At 62.0% G+C, this 18,619-nt stretch carries 14 protein-coding genes; 8 read left to right on the forward strand and 6 right to left on the reverse strand.

What is annotated here, in order from left to right; translation table 11 throughout:
* The first annotated feature begins 65 nt into the window (after nt 1–65).
* Nucleotides 66–1,124 (forward strand): selenide, water dikinase SelD, encoded by a 1,059-nt coding sequence (selD, locus tag GO988_RS00165; RefSeq protein WP_157561524.1) that lies wholly within the window; start codon nt 66–68, stop codon nt 1,122–1,124.
* 64 nt (nt 1,125–1,188) lie between these two features.
* A complete protein-coding gene (locus GO988_RS23690) occupies nt 1,189–2,082 on the forward strand; it encodes a glutamate--tRNA ligase family protein (protein WP_198172436.1) in 894 nt (297 codons plus the stop codon).
* A gap of 38 nt (nt 2,083–2,120) precedes the next feature.
* Here the strand turns inward: GO988_RS23690 and GO988_RS00175 are convergent, their stop codons facing one another.
* Nucleotides 2,121–4,562, reverse strand: a complete 2,442-nt coding sequence (locus GO988_RS00175) for a M43 family zinc metalloprotease (RefSeq protein WP_198172437.1) — start codon at nt 4,560–4,562, stop codon at nt 2,121–2,123.
* 133 nt (nt 4,563–4,695) lie between these two features.
* Nucleotides 4,696–5,385, reverse strand: coding sequence for a deoxyribonuclease V (nfi, locus tag GO988_RS00180; protein WP_157561526.1), 690 nt, complete (start codon nt 5,383–5,385; stop codon nt 4,696–4,698).
* 156 nt (nt 5,386–5,541) lie between these two features.
* Here nfi and GO988_RS00185 point away from each other — a divergent pair, with 156 nt between their 5' ends.
* From GO988_RS00185 to GO988_RS00195, 3 genes are all read left to right on the forward strand, one after another.
* A complete protein-coding gene (locus GO988_RS00185) occupies nt 5,542–6,126 on the forward strand; it encodes a DUF1990 family protein (protein WP_317164752.1) in 585 nt (194 codons plus the stop codon).
* Nucleotides 6,092–6,802 (forward strand): DUF1990 family protein, encoded by a 711-nt coding sequence (locus GO988_RS00190; RefSeq protein ID WP_232341322.1) that lies wholly within the window; start codon nt 6,092–6,094, stop codon nt 6,800–6,802. The genes GO988_RS00185 and GO988_RS00190 overlap by 35 nt, the downstream gene beginning before the upstream one ends.
* 91 nt (nt 6,803–6,893) lie before the next feature.
* Nucleotides 6,894–7,943, forward strand: coding sequence for an NAD(P)-dependent alcohol dehydrogenase (locus GO988_RS00195; RefSeq protein ID WP_157561527.1), 1,050 nt, complete (start codon nt 6,894–6,896; stop codon nt 7,941–7,943).
* Nucleotides 7,944–8,106: 163 nt separating this feature from the next.
* On the opposite strand, the gene GO988_RS00200 is transcribed toward GO988_RS00195, so the two are convergent.
* Nucleotides 8,107–9,672, reverse strand: coding sequence for a serine hydrolase (locus GO988_RS00200; RefSeq protein ID WP_157561528.1), 1,566 nt, complete (start codon nt 9,670–9,672; stop codon nt 8,107–8,109).
* A gap of 109 nt (nt 9,673–9,781) precedes the next feature.
* Between GO988_RS00200 and GO988_RS00205 the strand changes: the two genes are divergently transcribed.
* Entirely contained in the window at nt 9,782–10,360 is a 579-nt protein-coding gene (locus GO988_RS00205; RefSeq protein WP_198172439.1) for a DUF4468 domain-containing protein, read from the forward strand.
* A 33-nt stretch (nt 10,361–10,393) separates the two neighbouring features.
* On the opposite strand, the gene GO988_RS00210 is transcribed toward GO988_RS00205, so the two are convergent.
* Both GO988_RS00210 and GO988_RS00215 read right to left on the reverse strand, forming a co-directional pair.
* The gene (locus GO988_RS00210) at nt 10,394–12,718 is read right to left on the reverse strand and encodes a M20/M25/M40 family metallo-hydrolase (protein WP_157561530.1); all 2,325 of its coding nucleotides are present in this window, start codon (nt 12,716–12,718) and stop codon (nt 10,394–10,396) included.
* A gap of 396 nt (nt 12,719–13,114) precedes the next feature.
* Nucleotides 13,115–13,918: a 3'-5' exonuclease gene (locus GO988_RS00215; RefSeq protein WP_157561531.1), complete on the reverse strand. Its 804-nt coding sequence runs from the start codon at nt 13,916–13,918 to the stop codon at nt 13,115–13,117.
* 87 nt (nt 13,919–14,005) lie between these two features.
* Between GO988_RS00215 and GO988_RS00220 the strand changes: the two genes are divergently transcribed.
* Nucleotides 14,006–15,292, forward strand: coding sequence for a helix-turn-helix domain-containing protein (locus tag GO988_RS00220; RefSeq protein WP_157561532.1), 1,287 nt, complete (start codon nt 14,006–14,008; stop codon nt 15,290–15,292).
* 301 nt (nt 15,293–15,593) lie between these two features.
* On the forward strand, nt 15,594–18,107 hold the full coding sequence (locus tag GO988_RS00225) for a TonB-dependent receptor domain-containing protein (protein ID WP_198172440.1): 2,514 nt from the start codon (nt 15,594–15,596) through the stop codon (nt 18,105–18,107).
* Here GO988_RS00225 and GO988_RS00230 read toward each other — a convergent pair.
* Entirely contained in the window at nt 18,104–18,499 is a 396-nt protein-coding gene (locus GO988_RS00230) for a hypothetical protein (protein ID WP_157561534.1), read from the reverse strand. The genes GO988_RS00225 and GO988_RS00230 overlap by 4 nt on opposite strands.
* Nucleotides 18,500–18,619: the final 120 nt, after the last annotated feature.

Below are 18,619 nucleotides of genomic sequence, written 5' to 3' on the forward strand. Positions count from 1 at the left end.
TCAGCAATTGCCAACCTATTCTGAGCCAGAAGGTGTTGGCTTCATTCCGTAATCTGCCTACACCTATGACGCCCGAACTCGAAACCATCCGCCTCACCCAGTACAGCCACGGCGCGGGCTGCGGCTGCAAAATTGCGCCCAGCGTGCTCGACAAAATCCTGCACAGCAGCCTACCCCAGCCTAACTACGAAAACCTGCTGGTAGGCAACGGCAGCCGCGACGACGCGGCCGTGTACCGCCTGCCAAACCAGGCCGGGCAGTGCGTCATCAGCACCACCGATTTTTTTATGCCCATCGTCGATGATGCCTACGATTTTGGGCGCATCGCCTCGGCTAATGCCATTTCGGATGTGTATGCCATGGGCGGCCGGCCCTTGCTGGCCATTGCGGTGCTGGGCTGGCCCATTGATAAGCTCTCGCCCGAAATCGCGGCGCAAGTAACCGAAGGCGCCCGCGCCATTTGCGCCGAAGCCGGTATTCCGCTGGCCGGCGGCCACAGCATCGATTCGCCCGAGCCGATTTTTGGGCTGGCTGTGACGGGTTTAGTGGATGAAAAAAACCTCAAACGCAACGACACTGCCACCGCCGGCTGCCGCCTCTACCTCACCAAACCGCTGGGAGTAGGCATCCTCACCACAGCCCAAAAACGCGAAATTTTGCGGCCCGAAGACGCCGACGTGGCCCCAGCTCAGATGCGCAAGCTCAACAAGATAGGCGCTGAATTGGGCGAGATTGCCGGCATCAAGGCCATGACCGACGTGACGGGCTTCGGCCTGCTGGGCCACCTGGCTGAGGTGTGCGAGGGTAGTGATTTGCAGGCTGTTATCGATTACTACCAGGTGCCTCGCCTGGCCGAAGCCCAGCGCTACCTGCTGCAAGGTGCCGTGCCCGGTGGCACCGTGCGCAACTTCCAGAGCTACGGCCACAAAGTAGCCACGCTCACCGACGAGCAGAAATACTACCTCTGCGACCCCCAAACGTCGGGCGGATTGCTAGTCTGCGTCGAGCCTGGCGCGGCCGAAGCGGCCGCGCAGGCCGTATTTGCCCAGCATGGCCTGGCGCTCGAAAGCTTTGGCGAGTTGCGCCCCCACGAAGCCGACGAGCCGTGGATAGTAGTTTCTTAAGGTCTGACTAGCAGCAAGTAGCATTAGTCGTTTGTCAATGCCGCTCCTCTTCGTTGCGCCCGCAATGACAAACAGTACTTCTCCATCAATCGTCGGCCGCCTGGCGCCTACCCCCAGCGGCTACTTGCACCTCGGCAATGCCGTCAACTTCGTGCTTACTTGGCTGCTGGTGCGCCGGGCGGGCGGCGGGCTGCACCTGCGCATCGACGACCTCGACCGCGCTCGGTTGCGGCGGCCTTACTTGGAGAATATTTTTCGAGTAATTGATTGGTTAGGAATTGACTACGACCACGGGCCCAGCGGCCCCGACGATTTTTTGCGGCATTACTCGCAGCTATTGCACTTGCCCGCTTACAACCAAGTGCTGCGCCGACTGGCCCAGCGGCCGGGCCTGGTGCGCGGTAGCCAGCGCTCGCGCACAGCGGAGGGGGTAGGCGATGCCCCGGTGCCCCTGGCTACGCCCGGCGTGGCGTGGCGGGCGCAGGTGCCGCCGGGCACAGTCATTGGCTTTCTGGATGCCTGGCAGGGCCCAGTGCACGTGCCGCTAGCCACCGCAATGCCCGACTTCATTGTGCGCAAAAAAGATGGGGTAGCGGCCTACCAACTGGCCTCAGTGGTAGATGACTTGCGGCTGGGTACCACGCTTATCGTGCGCGGGCTCGACTTGCTGCCGAGCACCGCAGCCCAACTGTGGCTAGCCGCCCAACTCTCCGAAATCAGCGGTTTTGCTAGTCCCACTATCCAGCTGTATCACCATGATTTACTGACTGATGCCGCTGGGCACAAACTCAGCAAATCGACCCAGGCAACCGGCGACCAGGGCGTGCTCTCCGCGCCGGGACCGGGGGTGGTATTCGCAGCCGTGGCCCGGCTACTGGGCTTGCCGCCAGCGGCTGGCGAATCGCTGGCTACGTTGCAGGCAGCGCTGGCTGCGGTGCGACCCGAGCTGCTTAATTAACCGTAGAGGGAGCTGGAAACTCAAAAGCACGTCAATCGCTACTCGCGCACCACGTTCAGGTGGGCTTCTTGGTTGGCTTGTTTCACCACTAGCATATACTTAGCGGGTGCCAGCTGGCCCGCGCCGGGTAGGTCAACGGTGCTGGTGCCGACCTCCACCGTGGCTACCGCATGGCTGTAAATAACCCGCCCCAGCACGTCATAGAGCTGCACTTGCAGCGGCCCGGCCGTGGGCGTTGTTACTTGAATGGCGAGTCCATTCGATGAAAATGGCACCGGGAAAGCGTTGATAGCGTAGGTGATAGCTGCCGGCGTGAGGGGCGTGCTGGCGCTGCCCAGCGTCCAGCGGCCGGTTAGGTCGGTTACGTAGTCGCGGCTCACGGCTAGGGCGGTAGCATCGCGCAGGGTGGCGCCTTGGTTGCTCCAGGTAGCGCCCGTATCGGTCGATTTGAAGAGCACTAACTGCGTCGGCGGCAGGCCGTTTAGCTCGTGCGGCAGGTAGCTGAGCGCCAGTGTGGCCCCGCGCAAACTGCTACTCGTGGCGGCCGTGAGGTCGTAGTAGCGGCTGATGCTGGTGCCCGCGCCGTTGCCCTGCGCCTGGCCAGTGGTGCGGCGCACGGTGGTAGTGCCCGGCGCGGTGGTAGCCGTTAGGCGCAGCCCTACCCCCCCGAAAGCGTCGGAGGTAGTATTCACTAAATGCGTGGTTTGCACTTGGCCCAGCACGTAGCTGGCGTCTGTTTCGGTGAGCGTGGCGGCCGGGGCCAGGGTGAGGATGGCGGGGCCGGTGTCGAGGAGGGCGCCGGCCAGGGTAAGCGTCTGGCCGATGGTAGCCGCGGCTATCGTTTTGGTGCCGGTGCCGCCCACGGTGAGCGCCAAGTACGTGGCAGCGCGCAAGCGCTGCGGCCCGGTGCCGCGCGTAGCAATATTCCCCCCGGTTTGGGTGAGGGGGCCAGCGCCGGCGTAGTCGCCATACAGGGCCAACTCGCCGCCCGCCACCCCCAAGCTGCCTTGCTGCGTAAGGGTGCGCACTTCGGCTGTGCCGCTGGTGAGCAGGGGGTAGGGGGCAGCCAAGCCCGCCGGAATAGTGGCGTCGGTTTCGCGGGTGGGCACGCAGCCAGTCCAATTAGCGGCATCAAACCAATTGCTAGTGCCCGCCGCCCCCGTCCAAACTGGCGCTGCTGGGCTTACCACAGCCGCCACGCTGGCCGTGCTAGTGCAGGCGCCACCGTTGAGCGTGGTAGTAACAATATAGGTGCCGGCCGCGCTGGCCGTTACATTGGTCAGCACCGGGTTTTGCAGGGTGCTGACGTAGCCATTGGGGCCCGTCCAGGCGTAGGTGGCGCTGCTGGGGCCGCTGGCGGCCAGCGCGATAGTGCCGCCGGGGCACGCCGCGCCGCTGGTGCTGGCCGCGGCAGCGGCTACACTGGCGCACAGCACTGGCGAGCTTAATAATACCGTGCGGCGCGGCGTGCCAGCGGCCATTACGGCCTGAATACGGTCTTTTTGATTACCCGAAAACAGCCCCATGCAGGCATCGTTCACGTAGTCCATGTAATCCATGAACAGGTCGCCGTTGGGCCCATTCGAGCACGTAACGTGCGGAAATGCCGGGCAATTGAAGTTGCTGGTTTGCTGGGTGGGCGTGTCGGCGCAATAGTCGTCGCCGCAGTCGGCATCGCCCCAGGTATGGCGCAGCCCGAGCCAATGGCCCATTTCGTGGGTAAGGGTGCGGCCGCGGTCAAAACCGGAGCTCAGCGTCCCGACCCGGCCAAATGTCGAATATAAAATCACTACCCCATCGGTAGCCGCCAGGCCGCCCAGCGGGCTTAGGCCGCCGAGGCCCGCCGTATTATCCGGAAACTGCGCGTAGCCCAATACATTGCCGCCCAGGTTCATCACCCAGATATTCACGTACTGGTCGGGGTTCCAGTACGTGGCGGGCTTGATGACGTCCTCGATGTAGCTGGTGGTGGCGTAAGGCGGCGCGTCGAAGCCCTTGGCCGCGCGGCTCACCCGGTCGATGCCGGGCTCGGGCAGCACCTTGCCTTGCGGGTCGCGGGTGGCAGCCACAAACTGCACCTGCACATCGGCCCGTAGCGGCTGAAACACGCTGGGCACCAAGGCGCCGTCGGCGTTCAGGTTGCGGTAATCTTCGTTCAGCACATCGAGCTGCGACTGCACCTGCGCCTGGCTGATGTTGGTGCCGGTGCCCACCGCCTCGCCGTTGTGCACAATGTGCACCACTACGGGCAGCGTGTACGTAACGGCCGCCGTGCGCAACGCCCGCGGCGCCGAGGCAGCCAACTTCGCCGCATTATAATTTGGCAGCCGGCGCTTCAGGGCCGCTTGCTGCCAGGCATCGGCCTGCTGCGTGGCGCACGTGCGCTGCGGAATAATGGGCGGCGCCTGGGCCCACGCCGGCCCTGCACCCAGCAGCACCGCGCACAAAAGCCCGCCGAGCGCGGCATAAAATCTAGACATAAGCATCGCCGCCAGCGGCTAAAAAGTAAGCCCCAGCCTTCCGTTCAAAGATAGGACACCGGGCCAGCAACCCGTTTCTACCCTCGAATGGGGGGCCGTGCTAGCCCTACCCCCGCCGCGGGCGGCGAGTTCCTTAGCGCACCTCTTTCTTGAATTCTTCAGCCCAGTGGTCGGCCAGGCGCGTGGGCTCGGGCAGCTTGTAGCCGCGCAAGCAAGCCAGGGTGAGGCGCGTGGCGGTGGCTTGGTCGCAGCGGTGGCCAGGGCTCACAAACAGGGGTAGGACCTTGTCTTTGCTGCGCAAGACTTCGCCAATCAGCTCACCAGTTTTGGGGTCGGTGAGGGGCGCCAGGGCGCCTTTGGTTAGGCCGGGCTCGGCGAAAGTGCCCGTCAGCTTGTTTTTGGCCACCCCAAAGGTGGGCATATCGAGCATCACGCCCAGGTGCGCGGCGATGCCCATGCGGCGCGGGTGCGCAATACCGTGTCCATCCACCATAATCACGTCGGGCCTATGGGTGAGCTTGGCGAAGGCCTGAATCACGTTGGGCGCCTCGCGAAACGACAGGTAGCCTGGCACGTAGGGCATCGTAACCAGCCCGTAGCTGTACACTTTTTCCACAAGCTCCAACGACGGAAATTTCAGCACCACAAACACCGAAATAATAGTTTCGGGCGTCGGAAACGACGAGTCGCAGCCCGCAATCAGCCGGGGCTCGGCGGCGAGCGGCTCGGTGCGGCGGTTTTGCAGCAGCGCCAGTTGCTGCTGGCTAAGCGAGCGCACCAGCGCTGGGTCGGGCGCCGGGCCGGGTGGGCGGAAATAGGCCATGTCGTTGTAAGTAGGAAGTGGAAGCGATGAATTGCTCGGCAACTTGCGGCGGGCCACCTTATACGGGCTAGCGGCGTATAAACAGCTGAAGTTTCTGGCCGCCGCAAGTTGTTGGGCAACTCATCATTCCTTATTTCTACCTCCTACATCTACCAAGTGGCCGATACCAACCAACCCGCGCAAACGGCTGCCCAGGGCTCGGGCCCCAAGCTAGAACGGCGTTATTTCATTGATATAGCGCGCACTAGGTTAAGCCCGCGGCAGCTGATGCAGGCCGTGCAGGCCGATGTGCCACGCTTTGCGCCCGGGGCGCTGGCCGACTTCGAGCAAACCAAAGGAGTGCCGGGCGCGCTGCACGTGGGCGACGAATTTCATATTAAAATTTTGGGCCCCTGGAACGGTAGCGTGCGCGTGACCGACGTGGGCCCTACCTCCTTTGAGCTGCTCACGCTCGAAGGCCACCCCGAAGCCGGGCGCATCCGCTTCGAGGCGCACCAGCTCGACGAGCGGCCCGGCGAGCTGCGCTTCGAGATAAACTCGGTGGCCCGCTCGCGCGATGGGCTAGTAGCGTTTGCCTACGATACCCTGGGCGGCGGCAAGCTGATGCAGGAAGCTACCTGGGTTGAGTTTTGCACCCGCGTGGCCGAGGCCAGTGGCGGCCAGGCGCTGGGGCCCGTCACGGTCGAAACCATCCGCCACGCCCTCGATGGCACCACCGAGCAAAGCCGCCACCATGCCTAGCCCTACCCCCCCCGCCCCGCTCTGGGAGCAGTACCGCACCCAGCTAGCTGCCTACGCACACACCAAAGTCAACTACGATGTGAGCACCCAAGGCCTGGATACGGCGGCCACCGGCTGGCGCGTCGATGACTACGCCACCAGCTTGCCGCCCGAGCCGCCCGGCCCGGCCCAAGCCGCGGGCTCGTTTGCCGCCGCCGTAGACGTGCTGCGCAACTACAAGTTTCCGCCGCCCAACCTGATTACGGGCATTTTCGCGCCCGACCAGCCGCTCGAAAAACGCATTATGGTGCTGCGGGCGCAGTTTTTGGGCTTCACGTTTTTATTCGGCGTGCAGGTGGTAGATGTGGTGGCCGAGGCTGCCTGCCCTACCCCCACCGGCGCCGAGCAGGTATGGGGCTACGGCTACCGCACGCTAGAAGGCCACTTCGAGCGCGGGCAGATTAATTTTTCGATTCATAAAAATCTAGTCACCGGCGCGGTCGATTTTCGCATTCACGCGGTTTCGCAGAAAGGCACGATTCGCAATCCCTTTTATTGGCTGGGCTTCAAGGTATTTGGGCGAATGTTGCAGCGGCGGTTTGCCCGGCAGTCGCTGCTGCGGATGCGCCGCCTGGTGGCCGAGGCACTAACCCAATCACCGGCGCCTGCCCAAACAAAGCCTGCTGCAGTGGGTTAACCCAGCACCAGTCCCAACAGCGCCGCCGTGGTCCATCCGGGTCACGGCGGCGCTTTGTGTAAGCTCTCCTCTATTACCAAACCCCGTTTTTATGTCCGCCACTAAAGCGTACGCAGCGCCTGCTGCCAATATTCCGCTCGAACCCTTTCAGCTAGAGCGCCGTGCCCCCGGCGCGCACGACGTGCAGATTGACATTCTGTTCTGCGGCGTGTGCCACTCCGACCTGCACCAAATCCGCGACGAGTGGGGTGGTTCGATTTTCCCGATGGTGCCCGGCCACGAAATTGTGGGCCGCGTGTCGGCCGTGGGCGACCACGTGAAAGGCTTTAAAGTAGGCGACCTCGCCGGCGTAGGCTGCATGGTAGACTCGTGCCGCGAGTGCACCTCGTGCAAGGAAGGCCTGGAGCAATACTGCGAAACCACTGGCATGGTGGGCACCTACAACGCCCGCGAAATCGCCACCGGCCAGCCCACCTATGGCGGCTACTCGCAAAGCATTGTAGTGGATGAGAAGTACACCCTCAAAGTGAGCGACAAACTCGACCTGGCCCGCGTAGCCCCGCTGCTGTGCGCCGGCATCACCACCTACTCGCCCCTGCGCCAGTGGAAAGTGGGCCCCGGCCACCGCGTAGCCGTGATGGGCCTCGGCGGCCTCGGCCACATGGCCGTGAAATTTGCCGTAGCCCTCGGCGCCGAAGTAACCGTGCTTAGCACCTCGGCTGGCAAGGAAGCCGATGCCAAAGCCCTGGGCGCCCATAAGTTTGTGGTGACCAAAGACCAGGAGCAATTTAAGTCGGTGAACAACTACTTCGACTTCATTATCAACACTATATCGGCCCAAATTGACTTGGGTGCCTACGTGAACCTGCTCCGCCTCGACGGTACCATGATTCTGCTGGGCGTGCCTTCCGAGGCGCCGCACCTGCACGCGTTCAACCTCATCAGCAAGCGCCGCCGCGTGGCCGGCTCGCTCATCGGTGGCATCGCCGAAACCCAAGAAATGCTGGACTTCTGCGCCGAGCACAACATCATGTCGGACATTGAGGTGATTGATATTCAGCACATCAACGAAGCCTACGAGCGCATGCTGAAAGGCGACGTGAAGTACCGCTTCGTCATCGACGTGGCTTCGCTGAACTAAGCAGCCGTCTGGTACAAAAAGAACGTCCTGCTGAGCGAAGGGAGGCATCTCGCTCGCGCCACTAGGGGTAGCAACCTAACGGTGCGAGCGAGATGTTTCCCTTCGCTCAGCAGGACGTTCTTTTTTGTGCGTTTATCAAAAAATTAGCGCTTACGGCAAAAATCTACTGTTTGCTAAACAGATACGCATCCGGGTCCAGCCCGTCATTCACGTGCACTTCCAACGTTTTTACTTGGCCATTTTCCACGGTGAAAGGCGCGGCAAAAACTCCGTACGCCGCATTTGAATACGTGAGGCGGAAGGTGTCGCCATCCAGGTAGTCGAGGGTAGCCGTGAGGTGGGGGTGGTGGCCGAAATGCACCAGCAACTGCCGGCCCTGCGGCACCACCGTTAGGGGCCCGTACAGCGGGTGCTGAAACGTGCCGGCGTAGGCCGCGAGCGGCCGGTCGGGCTTGTTTTTCTTGGCGGCGCGGGCCGCCAGCGCCGCCACATCACGGCGGGTTTCGGCGCGGCCCGCCTGGGCATTCAGCCAAAATTGCCGGCTACGGTCCACGTATGGCACGCCGAGGTAGGCATCCAGAATCTGGTAGCGCAAGGCCTCAAAAAAGCTCTGGTTATCTTGGTTGGTGAGCACAGTAAGGCCTAGGTTTTCTTCGGGCACAAAGCACACGTTGGTCACGTAGCCATCGGCCCCGCCGGTGTGCCAGTATATTTGGCGGCCGTTGTAATCAGCGCTGAATACTCCTAGCCCATACGTGCGGAAGTGGCTAGGTACCAACGGGTTTTTGGTGGCTGTGAGCAAGGTGTTCGCTTCGCGGGTGCGGCGCAGGGTAGCCCACGGCAGCACGCGCTGGCCCCGGTACTTGCCGCTATCTAATTGGAATTGTAGCCAGTGCGCCAGGTCGTTGGTGCACGATACCAGGCTGGCGGCCGGCCCCATATTATCCAGCTCATCAAACGGCAGCCGGGCCAGTGGGCCGAAGGCGTCGGTGTAGGGTAGGGCCACGTCGGCGCGCTGGGCAATGCCGCTGGTGAGGGGGTAGGTATTGGCCATGCCCAGCGGCGTGAGCAGGCGCTGCTGCACCCAGCTTTCCCAGGTTTGGCCGCCGCTCACGGCCGGTACGATTTCACCAGCCGTCACAAAGCCCGCGTTGCAGTAGCCGTAGTCCTGCCGAAACGGGTGGGTAGGCTTCAGCAGCCGCATCTTGCCGATAATCTCAGCCCGGCTCAGGTTGGAATTCCAAAAAGAAAAATCGCCCTGAAACGTCTTGGTACCCAGCTTGTGGCCCAGCACATCGCGCACGCTCACGAGCTGGCTGCTGGCCGAGTCGTAGAGGCGGTAGCCGGGCAAATACTTCCGCACCGGGTCGTCGAGCTTTAGCTTTTTCTCCTCCACTAGCTGCGCAATGGCCGTGCCGGTAAATAGCTTGGAGTTGGACGCTATCATGAACAACGTGTTGCCATCGACGGGCCCGCCCTGGCCATTTGCGCCGCGCGTGCCATATCCTTGGCTTACTAGCACTTGGCCGTCTTTCACCACCGCTACCGCCAAGCCCGGAATATTCCAGAGGCGGCGCCCGCGCTCCACGTAGGCGCGCAAGCTATCCTGCACAAAGCGGCGGCCGGCGGCCGGATTAGGGGGTAGGGGGGCGGCTGGCTGCGCGGCTGCGGTGGCGGCACTTAGCAGGGCCGCCACTAGCCAACTAGGTTGGTGAAATCTGAAGAACATGCGAGGAGAAGTAGAAACTTTCGCGAAGCTACGCCCCGCATAGTGGCCGATTCCAATCAACTATTGGCAGGGCCTTTGCGTAGCCAAGGGCATGAAATTCTTTCTTCTTATGCTCGCTTTAGTCGGGGTCTTTACCTCGGCGCAGGCGCAAACCCAGCTAAAATTGCCCAAGCTGCACGGCTGGGTTAACCCGCTTCCCATCGACTCAGCTACGGGCAAAGTCATGTACCGGGCCGTAGTGCAGGTGCCCGGCGCCAGCACCACCGAGCTATATGCGCGGGCCAAAAAGTGGTTTGCCGCCGCGCCCAGCACCACCAAAATGCCCCTCGAAGTAGACGATGCCGCCGGGGGCAAGCTAGTAGGCAAAACCGGCGAGCTGGTGATGCAAAATTTCCTGGGGGCCAATGTGCAGGTGCCGCTTTGGCGCACCATCACCATCCAGGTGCGGCCGGGCCGCTTCCGCTACCAGATTACCGATTTTGCCTTCGATAGCGGCAAGGGCGCCAGCGCCGTAACCCCCCTCGAAAACTACCTCACGCCCAACGCCCTCACGTTCGACGATGCCGGTTACCCCAAGCCGGTACTGCAATCGACCATCGGCGCCGTGCAGCGCAGTGGCCGCCAGCAGGCCGCCGCCATCCGCCAAAGCGTCAGCGGTAAAGCTTCGGGCGACAACGACAACTGGTAAGCCTCCGCAACAGGCTAACTTACTAACTGATAATTAGAGCTGAATAGTCTTTTTAACCTGCGTAGTAAAGCTGTTATAGCCCGGCGCCGGCACCACACTAGCCGGCAGCGGCGGCAGGCCCAGTACGGGGGGTAGGCCCAAGCTACGCGTGGTAACTACCAGCTGCAGCGGGCCAGGTGCTGCCGTTTCCAATTCCAAAACTTCGCCACCCAGCCGCGGCGCAAAGAAGTTAATATTAGCCCCGCTAGCTACCGTGCGCGGAACTAGGGCTGGCACTTGCTGGCCCGCTACGCGCAGCCAGCGCAGTTGCCCCGAAGCGTCGGCCGGGCTTAGGCGCAGCGCCAGCACTCCCGGGCGGCCGGGGCGCAGCAACAGGCGCAGCCGGCGGTGCCCACCCACTGTGGTGTCGGCCAGTACGCTTAGGGTGGCGGGGGGTAGGGCCAGCGCTGGTGCCGCTTGGTGTAGTACCGAAGTAGTTTGCTTAGGGAAAAGGGCCGGCAGCGGCTGGTACTGTGGTTGCGTTAGCAGCAAGCGCGTCCAGGCATCGGGGCGCGGCGCGGCCGACAGCCAGTAGGCTTGGCCGTGGTCGGCGTCGAGGGCATAGAAGAGGTGAGTCTGCTGCGGCTGGTCGGAGGTAGGGAGGCGGGTAGCGTGGCCTACCGCCAGGCCAATGAGTGTCACGCCCAATGCTAGCCCTGGCAACTGCCAGCTAAACCGCACCGTAGTGGCCCCCGCCTTGCCCAAAACCGGCAGGATACTTGGCAATAGTAACCCCAGCAGCACTGCTAAAAATACCAGGCTAATCAACACCAGCGGCGTTAAGGCAAAGATTATCAGCAGTAAATAGAGGGTAGGCGCCAGCAGGGCTACAGCGGGTAGGGCCAGCAGCCAGCTGCCTACCCCCCCAGCTGGCAGCCGGCCCGGTGCCGCCGCCTGGCGCAGGCGCAGCGCCCACGCCAGCGTAGCCGCCAGCAGCGGAAAAGCTAGCAAAAACGCCGATGAGACTGCCTGCCATTGCAGCAACCCTAGGAGCAAGGCCACTACTAGCAGCGCGCCACCCACTAGCGTATCGGGGCGCAGGTGGCGGCTCAGCCAGCCGTAATACCCAGCAAAAAGGCTGGTACCCAGCGCCAATAGCGCTACTTGGTAAGCCAAGGCATTGTAGGCGGCCTTGCCATAAAAAGCGCCGTATGCCGGGTACAGCGCGGCTACCAGCGCCAGCAATCCCCAGCCCGCCAGCAGCACCAGCGCCAATCCGCCTACCAAAGCCAGCGCCCCGCCCAGCAGGCTGGCGGCGGAGAGGCGCCGTCGCTGGGCCGCCAGGGCGGCCACGAGCAGCAGCAGGGTGCTGGTACCCAGCGTGAGGGGGAGATTCCAGGCAGCGGGGTAGCGCACCAGCCAGCTGCCCAAGGGGTTGAAGAAAGTATAGTCGGGTGCTTTAGTTTGGGCGAGCGAAATGGTGCCGAAGTGCCGCACTAGGCTCAGCATATACGAACCATGGTGCTGCAGGGAACCGAGGTCGAGGTGGGCGGGCGTGTCGGCGGGGCTGTGGTAGAAAGGGAAGCCATCGACAAACGCAAAGTTGAGCCCCGTGAGGCCCGCCTGCCGCAGCGGCGTAAAATCGGTGTCGTTGGGCAGGTGGCGGTAAGCTTCGTAGAACAGCGACGAGGCGATGGGCACCGGCGCGGCGCGGGCATATTCGCTTATCACCCAGCCATTTTGCGCGCTTACTTCAAAAGTGAGGCTGGGCCCGGCATTGCCCCGGCCTTCAAAATTGAGCACTACCCCCACCTCGCGGCGCAGGCGGGCCGTGTCGGCGGCGTAGGCGCGGGCTCCGAGTAAGCCAACTTCCTCGCCATCCGTGAATAGCCAAATAACGTCGTGCGCCAGTGGCGGCCCGGTGCGCAGGGCCCGCAGGGTTTCGAGCATGGCTGCCACGCCGGCGCCATCGTCGCCGGCGCCGGGCGCCTGGGGCTGCGAGTCGTAGTGGGCCAGCACCAGCACCGCCTTGCCGCCGGGCTGCCGGCCGGGCAGGCGAGCCACAATATTCTGTACCCGCCCGGTATTGATTTCGCTGCCGCTAGCAGCTAGGGCGCTGGTATCGAGTAGGGTAGGGGCCAGGCCGAGCTCGCGTAGGCGGTGCAGCAAGTAGTCGCGCACCTGGGCATTGGCGGGCGAGCCAATGGGGTGCGGCTGGCGGGCCACCACGGCCACGTCGCGCTGGGCACGGTAGGCCGAAAACTCGCCGGCCGGCGCATCGGCGGGTAGCGGGCGCGGCGGCTTCACGAGGTAAATGGCCAGGGCCCCAAACAAAAAAAGCCCCAGCAGCGGCAACCAGCGCGAAAAAGAACTAGGCATAGCGTCCAAGGCCTGGGTAGGTAGTGCGAATAAGCAACAAAGCAACTGCTTTTAGCCAAGTATTCCGAGTGGCTCGGTTCTAAGGGCTAATTACCCGGTTGAAGCTAGGCTTTTGCCAGTTGAAAATTGCCGGCCCCATGCTTTGCTGCCCTGAGCTGCTCCGTTAGGAACAGACAGGTTTTGTTTCGAACAACTACCAGGATTTCAAGGCAATGAAGGTGACAAGCCCGCGCCTGCTAGCTTAAAGGCTACTATACAGCAGCCAAAAAGCAGTCGCCTACGGCAGAGGGGTAGCTAGCAGCCTAGTTGAGCGTGGGCATCAAGCTCGCCTGACAACAAGACGCCAATGGCCCGCTCAATAAGGCCAAGCCTGCCCGCTGCCGCAGGGGGTAGGGGCTAGGCCACAACCGCTGGCCAGGGCGTTTGCGTGAGTTGTACTTCGGGCCACAGGGACTGTAAGCCAGTGTAATGCAGGTAGATGCGCGCCGTGGTAATGACGTCCTTCTCGCAGTAGGTGACGATGCGAGCCAGGTTTTTCTCTTCCCAATATACTTGGGCTACCTGCGAGCCGTCGATGTCGTCTTTGGGCGACGGGATGCCGAACACGCCCGCCAGTAGGGGTAGGGAAATATGGCCCTTGTTGTCGCCAAATTTCCAGAGGTCCATCGTGTCGAGCAGGTGCGGTAGGTCCCAGGGCTTGTGGCCGGCTACATCGAGCATGGGCGGAATGGGCTGCCCGCAGATGAGCATGCGCCGGCCCAGGTAGCCGTAGTCGAACTCGCGGCCGTTGTGGGCGCATAGAAAATAGCCATCAGGCGCAGCAGTTTCAAGCTTGGCGTAGCGGGCGGGGCCGCAAGGTGCATAGCGCTGCAAAAACTGCCCAAAGCCGCGTAGCACTTCGCACTCATCGTCGTCGGCAAACGACTTGGTGCGGAATTCGAGCGTTTCGTCCTTCAGGGGCCTAAAGTAGCCGACCGAGATGCACACTACCTTCCCAAATTCGGCATAGAGGCCGCCGTTGCTGAACAATTCTTCGTGGGTTTTGCCAGCGGCCAGCTCTTTGGCGTGGCGCTTTTCGCAAAACTTGGCCCACAGCGGGTGCAAAGCGGTGGGAAGTTCTTCGTGCGTAGCGTGGCCCGGCACGGTTTCGATATCAACGAAAAAAATGCGGGTCAAGTCAACGTGACGGAGGATGTTCATAGCGGCCAGGAAGCAAAAGCGAATCCCTCAAAGCTAAGCAAAACTTCAATATTTCGGCAGTGGCGCGGCGGCCGTACTTTCGCCATCATGCTCTTTCAGTTTGGCCTGCATAGCGCGTTGCTATTGCCTTTTGTGGTGCCAGGGGTGGCGGCCACGCTGTGGCTGCTGGGCCGCGCCCTGCGCCGCGGTGCCGCGGCCGATGCGCTGCTGGCCTTGCTTATCCTGCTGCCTACCCTCAGCGTGGCGCAGTGGATGCTAGGCTATGCCGGCTGGTTTGATAGCCACGACGGCCACTCGACCGTGATGTTTTACGTGCCGTGGCGGGCGCTTATGCTGCTGGGGCCCGCGTATTACCTGTACTTCCGAAGCCTTACTAACCAGGAGTTTGGCTGGCGGCGGCTGCGGTGGCACTTACTGCCGGGCGCGCTAGAACTGGGGGTATTTGCCGCCGTGGCGGCCTACGACCTGCTGTGGTGCCGCGCTCTGAAGGGCCAGGCACTACCCGATTTTTACGGTACTAAAGGGGCCGCCGCTACGGCCCTCGACAACTGGTACCTGCCCGAGGCGCTGCTAGGCTACGCGCTGCTGCTGGGCTACGGCCTGCGTATGCTGGCCGAGTACCGGCGCTACCGCCACTACCTCAACAACAACTTCTCGGACCCTGAGCGCCTGCGCTTTGCTGGGTTGCGCCAACTGCTGGTACTGCAAACGCTGGTGCTGACGCTGGGCCTGCTTTTTACGACGCTCAACGAGCGCTTTGATTTTAGCTACGACACAGCCTGGTATTTCTTTGCCCTGCGTGGCCTGCTCATTTACGGGCTTATTGTGGTTGGAATTCAAGCCAACTACGCCGCCGCTACGAGCCCGCTACGCTTCGGGGCCGAGGCCGCCAGCGAAGCCCAAGTGCCTCCTGCGCCACTTCCCCTGCCGGTGCTGGCAGCCCCCCAACCCGCCCCCGCTGCCGTGCCTGCCCCAGGGCCTACCCCCTTGGTAGCGGCCGAGGAAACTGCGCTGCCACCGGCGGCCCTGCCGCCCGAGCTACTGCCCTGGCGCGACAAGCTGCTGCACCTCATGGCCACCGAGCAGCCCTGGCTCGAGCCCGAGCTCACGCTTACCGAGCTGGCCCAGCGCCTACGCACCAATTCTAGTTTGCTCTCCAAAGTCATCAACACGGGTTGCGGGCAAAACTTCAACGACTTTGTGAACACCTATCGGGTGCAGGAGGCGCGCCGCAAGCTAGCCGACCCACGCTTCAGCCACTACTCGCTGGTAGGCGTGGCGCTGGAAAGTGGTTTCAATTCAAAATCAACGTTTAACCGCGTGTTTAAGAAGCTGCTGGGCCAGGCCCCCAGCGAGGTGATACGCCCCAAATAATAAGTTGAGACGGGCCAGATAATGGCTTGGAGCGCTAGGGTAGGGGTAGGAAAGGACTTTTGTCGCAGTCTTTCGCCAACCGCTCTTCCCGATGAAAAATGCCCTGCAAGTAGCCCGCCCCACCGCGTGCTGGCCGCCGCCACAACTCCTAATGACGCCCGTTTTGGGCACTGGTTGTAACGTTTGGGCCGCGGGGCTGGTAGCCGCCCTACCCTCCTCAAATAGCCCGGCCCCCGGTAGGCAACCCCAAGCTGCCGGCCGGCATCTATGCCTCAACTTGCTCACCTTTCACACGCCCTTCATGCGTACGCTTACTCGTCGGTTATTAGGAATAGCGCTGCTGGTATGGAGCGCGCAACTGGCAGCTGCTCAGACTCCGGCTGCCCCAGCTGCCACGGGCTCGCTCACCGGCACGGTGCTCGACTCGCTCAGCCGCCAGCCGGTGGCCTACGCCACGGTGGTGCTGCTACCCCCCGCACCGGGCGACAAGCCTATTACCGGTGTGGCCGCCGACGACCAGGGGCATTTTGCCCTCACCAAGCTGGGGGCCGGCACCTTTCGGCTGCGGGCTAGCTACGTAGGCTACGGCACGCGCACGCGCACCGTGGTGGTGGGGGTAGGGGCCACGGCAGTGGGCAATGTGCTGCTGCCCACCGCTGCTCAGGCGCTGGGTGAGGCCGTGGTAGTGGGCACCAAGCCGGTGGTGGAAGTGCGCCCCGACCGCCTCATCTACAACGCCGACCAGGACGTAAGCAATGCCGGTGGCACCGCCCAAGATGTGCTGCGCAAGGCGCCACTGCTGGCCGTGGATGGCGACGGCAATGTGAAAATGCGTGGCTCGGCCAACTTTAAAGTATTGGTCAACAACAAGCCCTCACCTACGCTGGCCCGCAACCTGGCCGAAGCTCTCAAAAGCATTCCGGCCGAGCAAATCCAGAGTGTAGAGGTCATCACTACCCCCTCGGCTAAATACGACGGCGAGGGCACGGCTGGCATCATCAACATTGTGCTCAAAAAGGGCGTGAACCAGGGCGTGAATGGCCGCGTGGGGGCTAGCAGTGGCAACCGCAACAGCAATTTTAACTCGGCCCTGAACTTCAAAAAAGGCAAAATCGGCTTCACGTCTTCGGCCAGTGCGGGCGCCTGGTACAACCCCGGCCAGTTCTCGCGCGAGCGCCTGGGCTACTCGACGCCCGGCACCGACACGCTGCGCCAAAACGGCAGCGTTTACAACAAAGGTGGTTGGTACTACGGCACCGTGGGCCTCGACTACGACCCCGCCGAGCACCACAGCATCTCGTTGGCCGGCTCGGTAAATGGCTACGGCGGCAATACTACCCAGGATTTGCTTAACCGCTACACATCGCCGATTTCGGCTAATAATCAGTTATTTAGTCGCGATACTAAGAATATTTTTACCGGCCTTAACGTGGAGGGCACTGGCACCTATACCCGCACTTTTGCCCAGGCCCGCAAGGAGTGGAGCGTGCTGGGCCAGTATGCGCTCAACACTGGCACCTTCGGCTATGATTTTGACCAGTACAACAACTCCACTTTCCCGCTCGAACCCGGCGCCGCCAACTACCGCGAGCGCAGCCGGGGCCGCACGCCAGGCCACGAATTTACGTTTCAGAGCGATTTTACGCAGCCTTTCGGTGATAAGAAAACCCTGGAAATGGGCCTGAAAGCCATTTTCCGCCGCACCGGCTCGGTGGCTACCGTCGATGGCCTAACGCCCGGCCAAACCTCGGACTTTGTGCCGCTGGCGGGCCGGGCCACCGACTTTAGCTATGCCCAGGATGTGCAGGCGGCCTACGCTACCTACGGCTTTGGGGTAGGGAAGAAGCTGACCGCCAGCTTGGGGGGTAGGGTCGAGCGCACAGCACTTTCGGCCGAATTTCGGGCTACCAATTCGCCGCCCTTCAGCCAGCACTACATCACGCCACTGCCCAATGGCAATGCGCGCTATGCTTTCAGCGACGCTACTAGTTTGCGCTTTGCTTATAGCCGCCGCATCACGCGGCCGTTTATCGACTTTCTCAACCCATTTGTGGACCGCTCCGACCCCAAAAACATTTCTTTTGGCAACCCTGAGCTGAGCCCCGAACTCACTGACTCGTACGAGCTAGGCTATAGCACGGCCATCAAAACGACGACGCTCAATGCGGCGCTCTCGGTGCGCCACACCGGTAATGCCATCGAGCAAGTGCGCTACTCCACTACTAACCCCGATGCGCCCCTACCCCCCGGCGTAGTGCCCGACCCTAGCGTGACGGTGCAAACCTTCGCCAATGTGGCGGCCAATACATTTTATCAGTTTAACGTAAATTTCTCCGCGAAGCCCACGCCCAAATGGGACCTCAGTATTAGCCCCGATGTGCAGTACGTGGTGCGCCGCAGCCCGGCTCTCAACACACGGCGCCAAGGCTTTGCGAGCGGCGTCAACGTGAACACGTCGTACAAGCTGAACAAAGGCTTCACGGTGCAAGGCTTCGTGTTTGCTTCCACGCCAATGCCCGAAATTCAGGGCACTGGCCCCGCCAACTTATACTACCAAATGGGCGTGAAGAAAACGCTGCTTAAGGACAAAGCCGACCTGACGCTCAACTTCGGCAGCCCTTTCAACAGCTATTGGCCCTACCGTAATACTACCACCACTGCTCTGTTCGATGAGCGCAGCGAATACCGCGCCTACCAGCGCTCGTTTCGCCTGAATTTTAGCTACCGTTTCGGCCAGGCGGCCGGCCAGCCTAAGCAGCGCAAAAGCATCAACAACGACGACACCAAGAGTGGGGGTGGCAAGCAGGGCGGCTAGCGCCCGGTCGCCTGCGTGGGTGCCCGTAAGCGATGGGGTAGGAACTGGTGGTCCTGGCTGGCATTGGCGCTGCTGCGAATAAGCGCAGCTATAGCTAGCGCCAGCGCGGCCACTACTACCAGCCGGGTCCACCGCTGCCGAGAGCTGCTCCAAAAAATACTTTGCCCCACTTGAACTTGGGGAAAAAATGTTAGTACCGCAAACGCAATACTCGGAAACCACGCGATGTTCCAGAGCCATTCCTTACCCACGAAGTGGTTGGGCACTCCGCCCGCGTTGTAATGGATGGGCACAAAAGCCAGCACCCGGTGCCAAATGAGGTGCAGGTACCACACTGGTAAAAGCGCCACTACGGCCGCCAGCAGCGCTGCCAGAAATACCCGACGGTTCATAAATATTTGCCCCAGCGGAAGTAAAGTAAATCAAGCTGCCAAATTGCTTGTCGATTAATGAGCATTTACTGAACTGCTACCCACAAAAAAGGCCGGTTCCGCACTGCGGAACCGGCCTTT

Origin of the sequence: Hymenobacter ginkgonis, assembly GCF_009755225.1 — a bacterium.
GTDB lineage: Bacteria > Bacteroidota > Bacteroidia > Cytophagales > Hymenobacteraceae > Hymenobacter > Hymenobacter ginkgonis.

Excerpts from the sequence above, each read along its gene's own strand:
- GO988_RS00190 (WP_232341322.1), top strand. The coding sequence starts at position 6,092 with ATGGCACCACCGAGCAAAGCCGCCACCATGCCTAGCCCTACCCCCCCC.
- GO988_RS00195 (WP_157561527.1), top strand. The coding sequence starts at position 6,894 with ATGTCCGCCACTAAAGCGTACGCAGCGCCTGCTGCCAATATTCCGCTC.
- GO988_RS00225 (WP_198172440.1), top strand. The coding sequence starts at position 15,594 with ATGCGTACGCTTACTCGTCGGTTATTAGGAATAGCGCTGCTGGTATGG.
- GO988_RS00205 (WP_198172439.1), top strand. The coding sequence starts at position 9,782 with ATGCTCGCTTTAGTCGGGGTCTTTACCTCGGCGCAGGCGCAAACCCAG.
- GO988_RS23690 (WP_198172436.1), top strand. The coding sequence starts at position 1,189 with ATGACAAACAGTACTTCTCCATCAATCGTCGGCCGCCTGGCGCCTACC.
- selD (WP_157561524.1), top strand. The coding sequence starts at position 66 with ATGACGCCCGAACTCGAAACCATCCGCCTCACCCAGTACAGCCACGGC.
- GO988_RS00200 (WP_157561528.1), bottom strand. The coding sequence starts at position 9,672 with ATGTTCTTCAGATTTCACCAACCTAGTTGGCTAGTGGCGGCCCTGCTA.
- GO988_RS00230 (WP_157561534.1), bottom strand. The coding sequence starts at position 18,499 with ATGAACCGTCGGGTATTTCTGGCAGCGCTGCTGGCGGCCGTAGTGGCG.
- nfi (WP_157561526.1), bottom strand. The coding sequence starts at position 5,385 with ATGGCCTATTTCCGCCCACCCGGCCCGGCGCCCGACCCAGCGCTGGTG.
- GO988_RS00220 (WP_157561532.1), top strand. The coding sequence starts at position 14,006 with ATGCTCTTTCAGTTTGGCCTGCATAGCGCGTTGCTATTGCCTTTTGTG.
- GO988_RS00210 (WP_157561530.1), bottom strand. The coding sequence starts at position 12,718 with ATGCCTAGTTCTTTTTCGCGCTGGTTGCCGCTGCTGGGGCTTTTTTTG.
- GO988_RS00215 (WP_157561531.1), bottom strand. The coding sequence starts at position 13,918 with ATGAACATCCTCCGTCACGTTGACTTGACCCGCATTTTTTTCGTTGAT.
- GO988_RS00175 (WP_198172437.1), bottom strand. The coding sequence starts at position 4,562 with ATGTCTAGATTTTATGCCGCGCTCGGCGGGCTTTTGTGCGCGGTGCTG.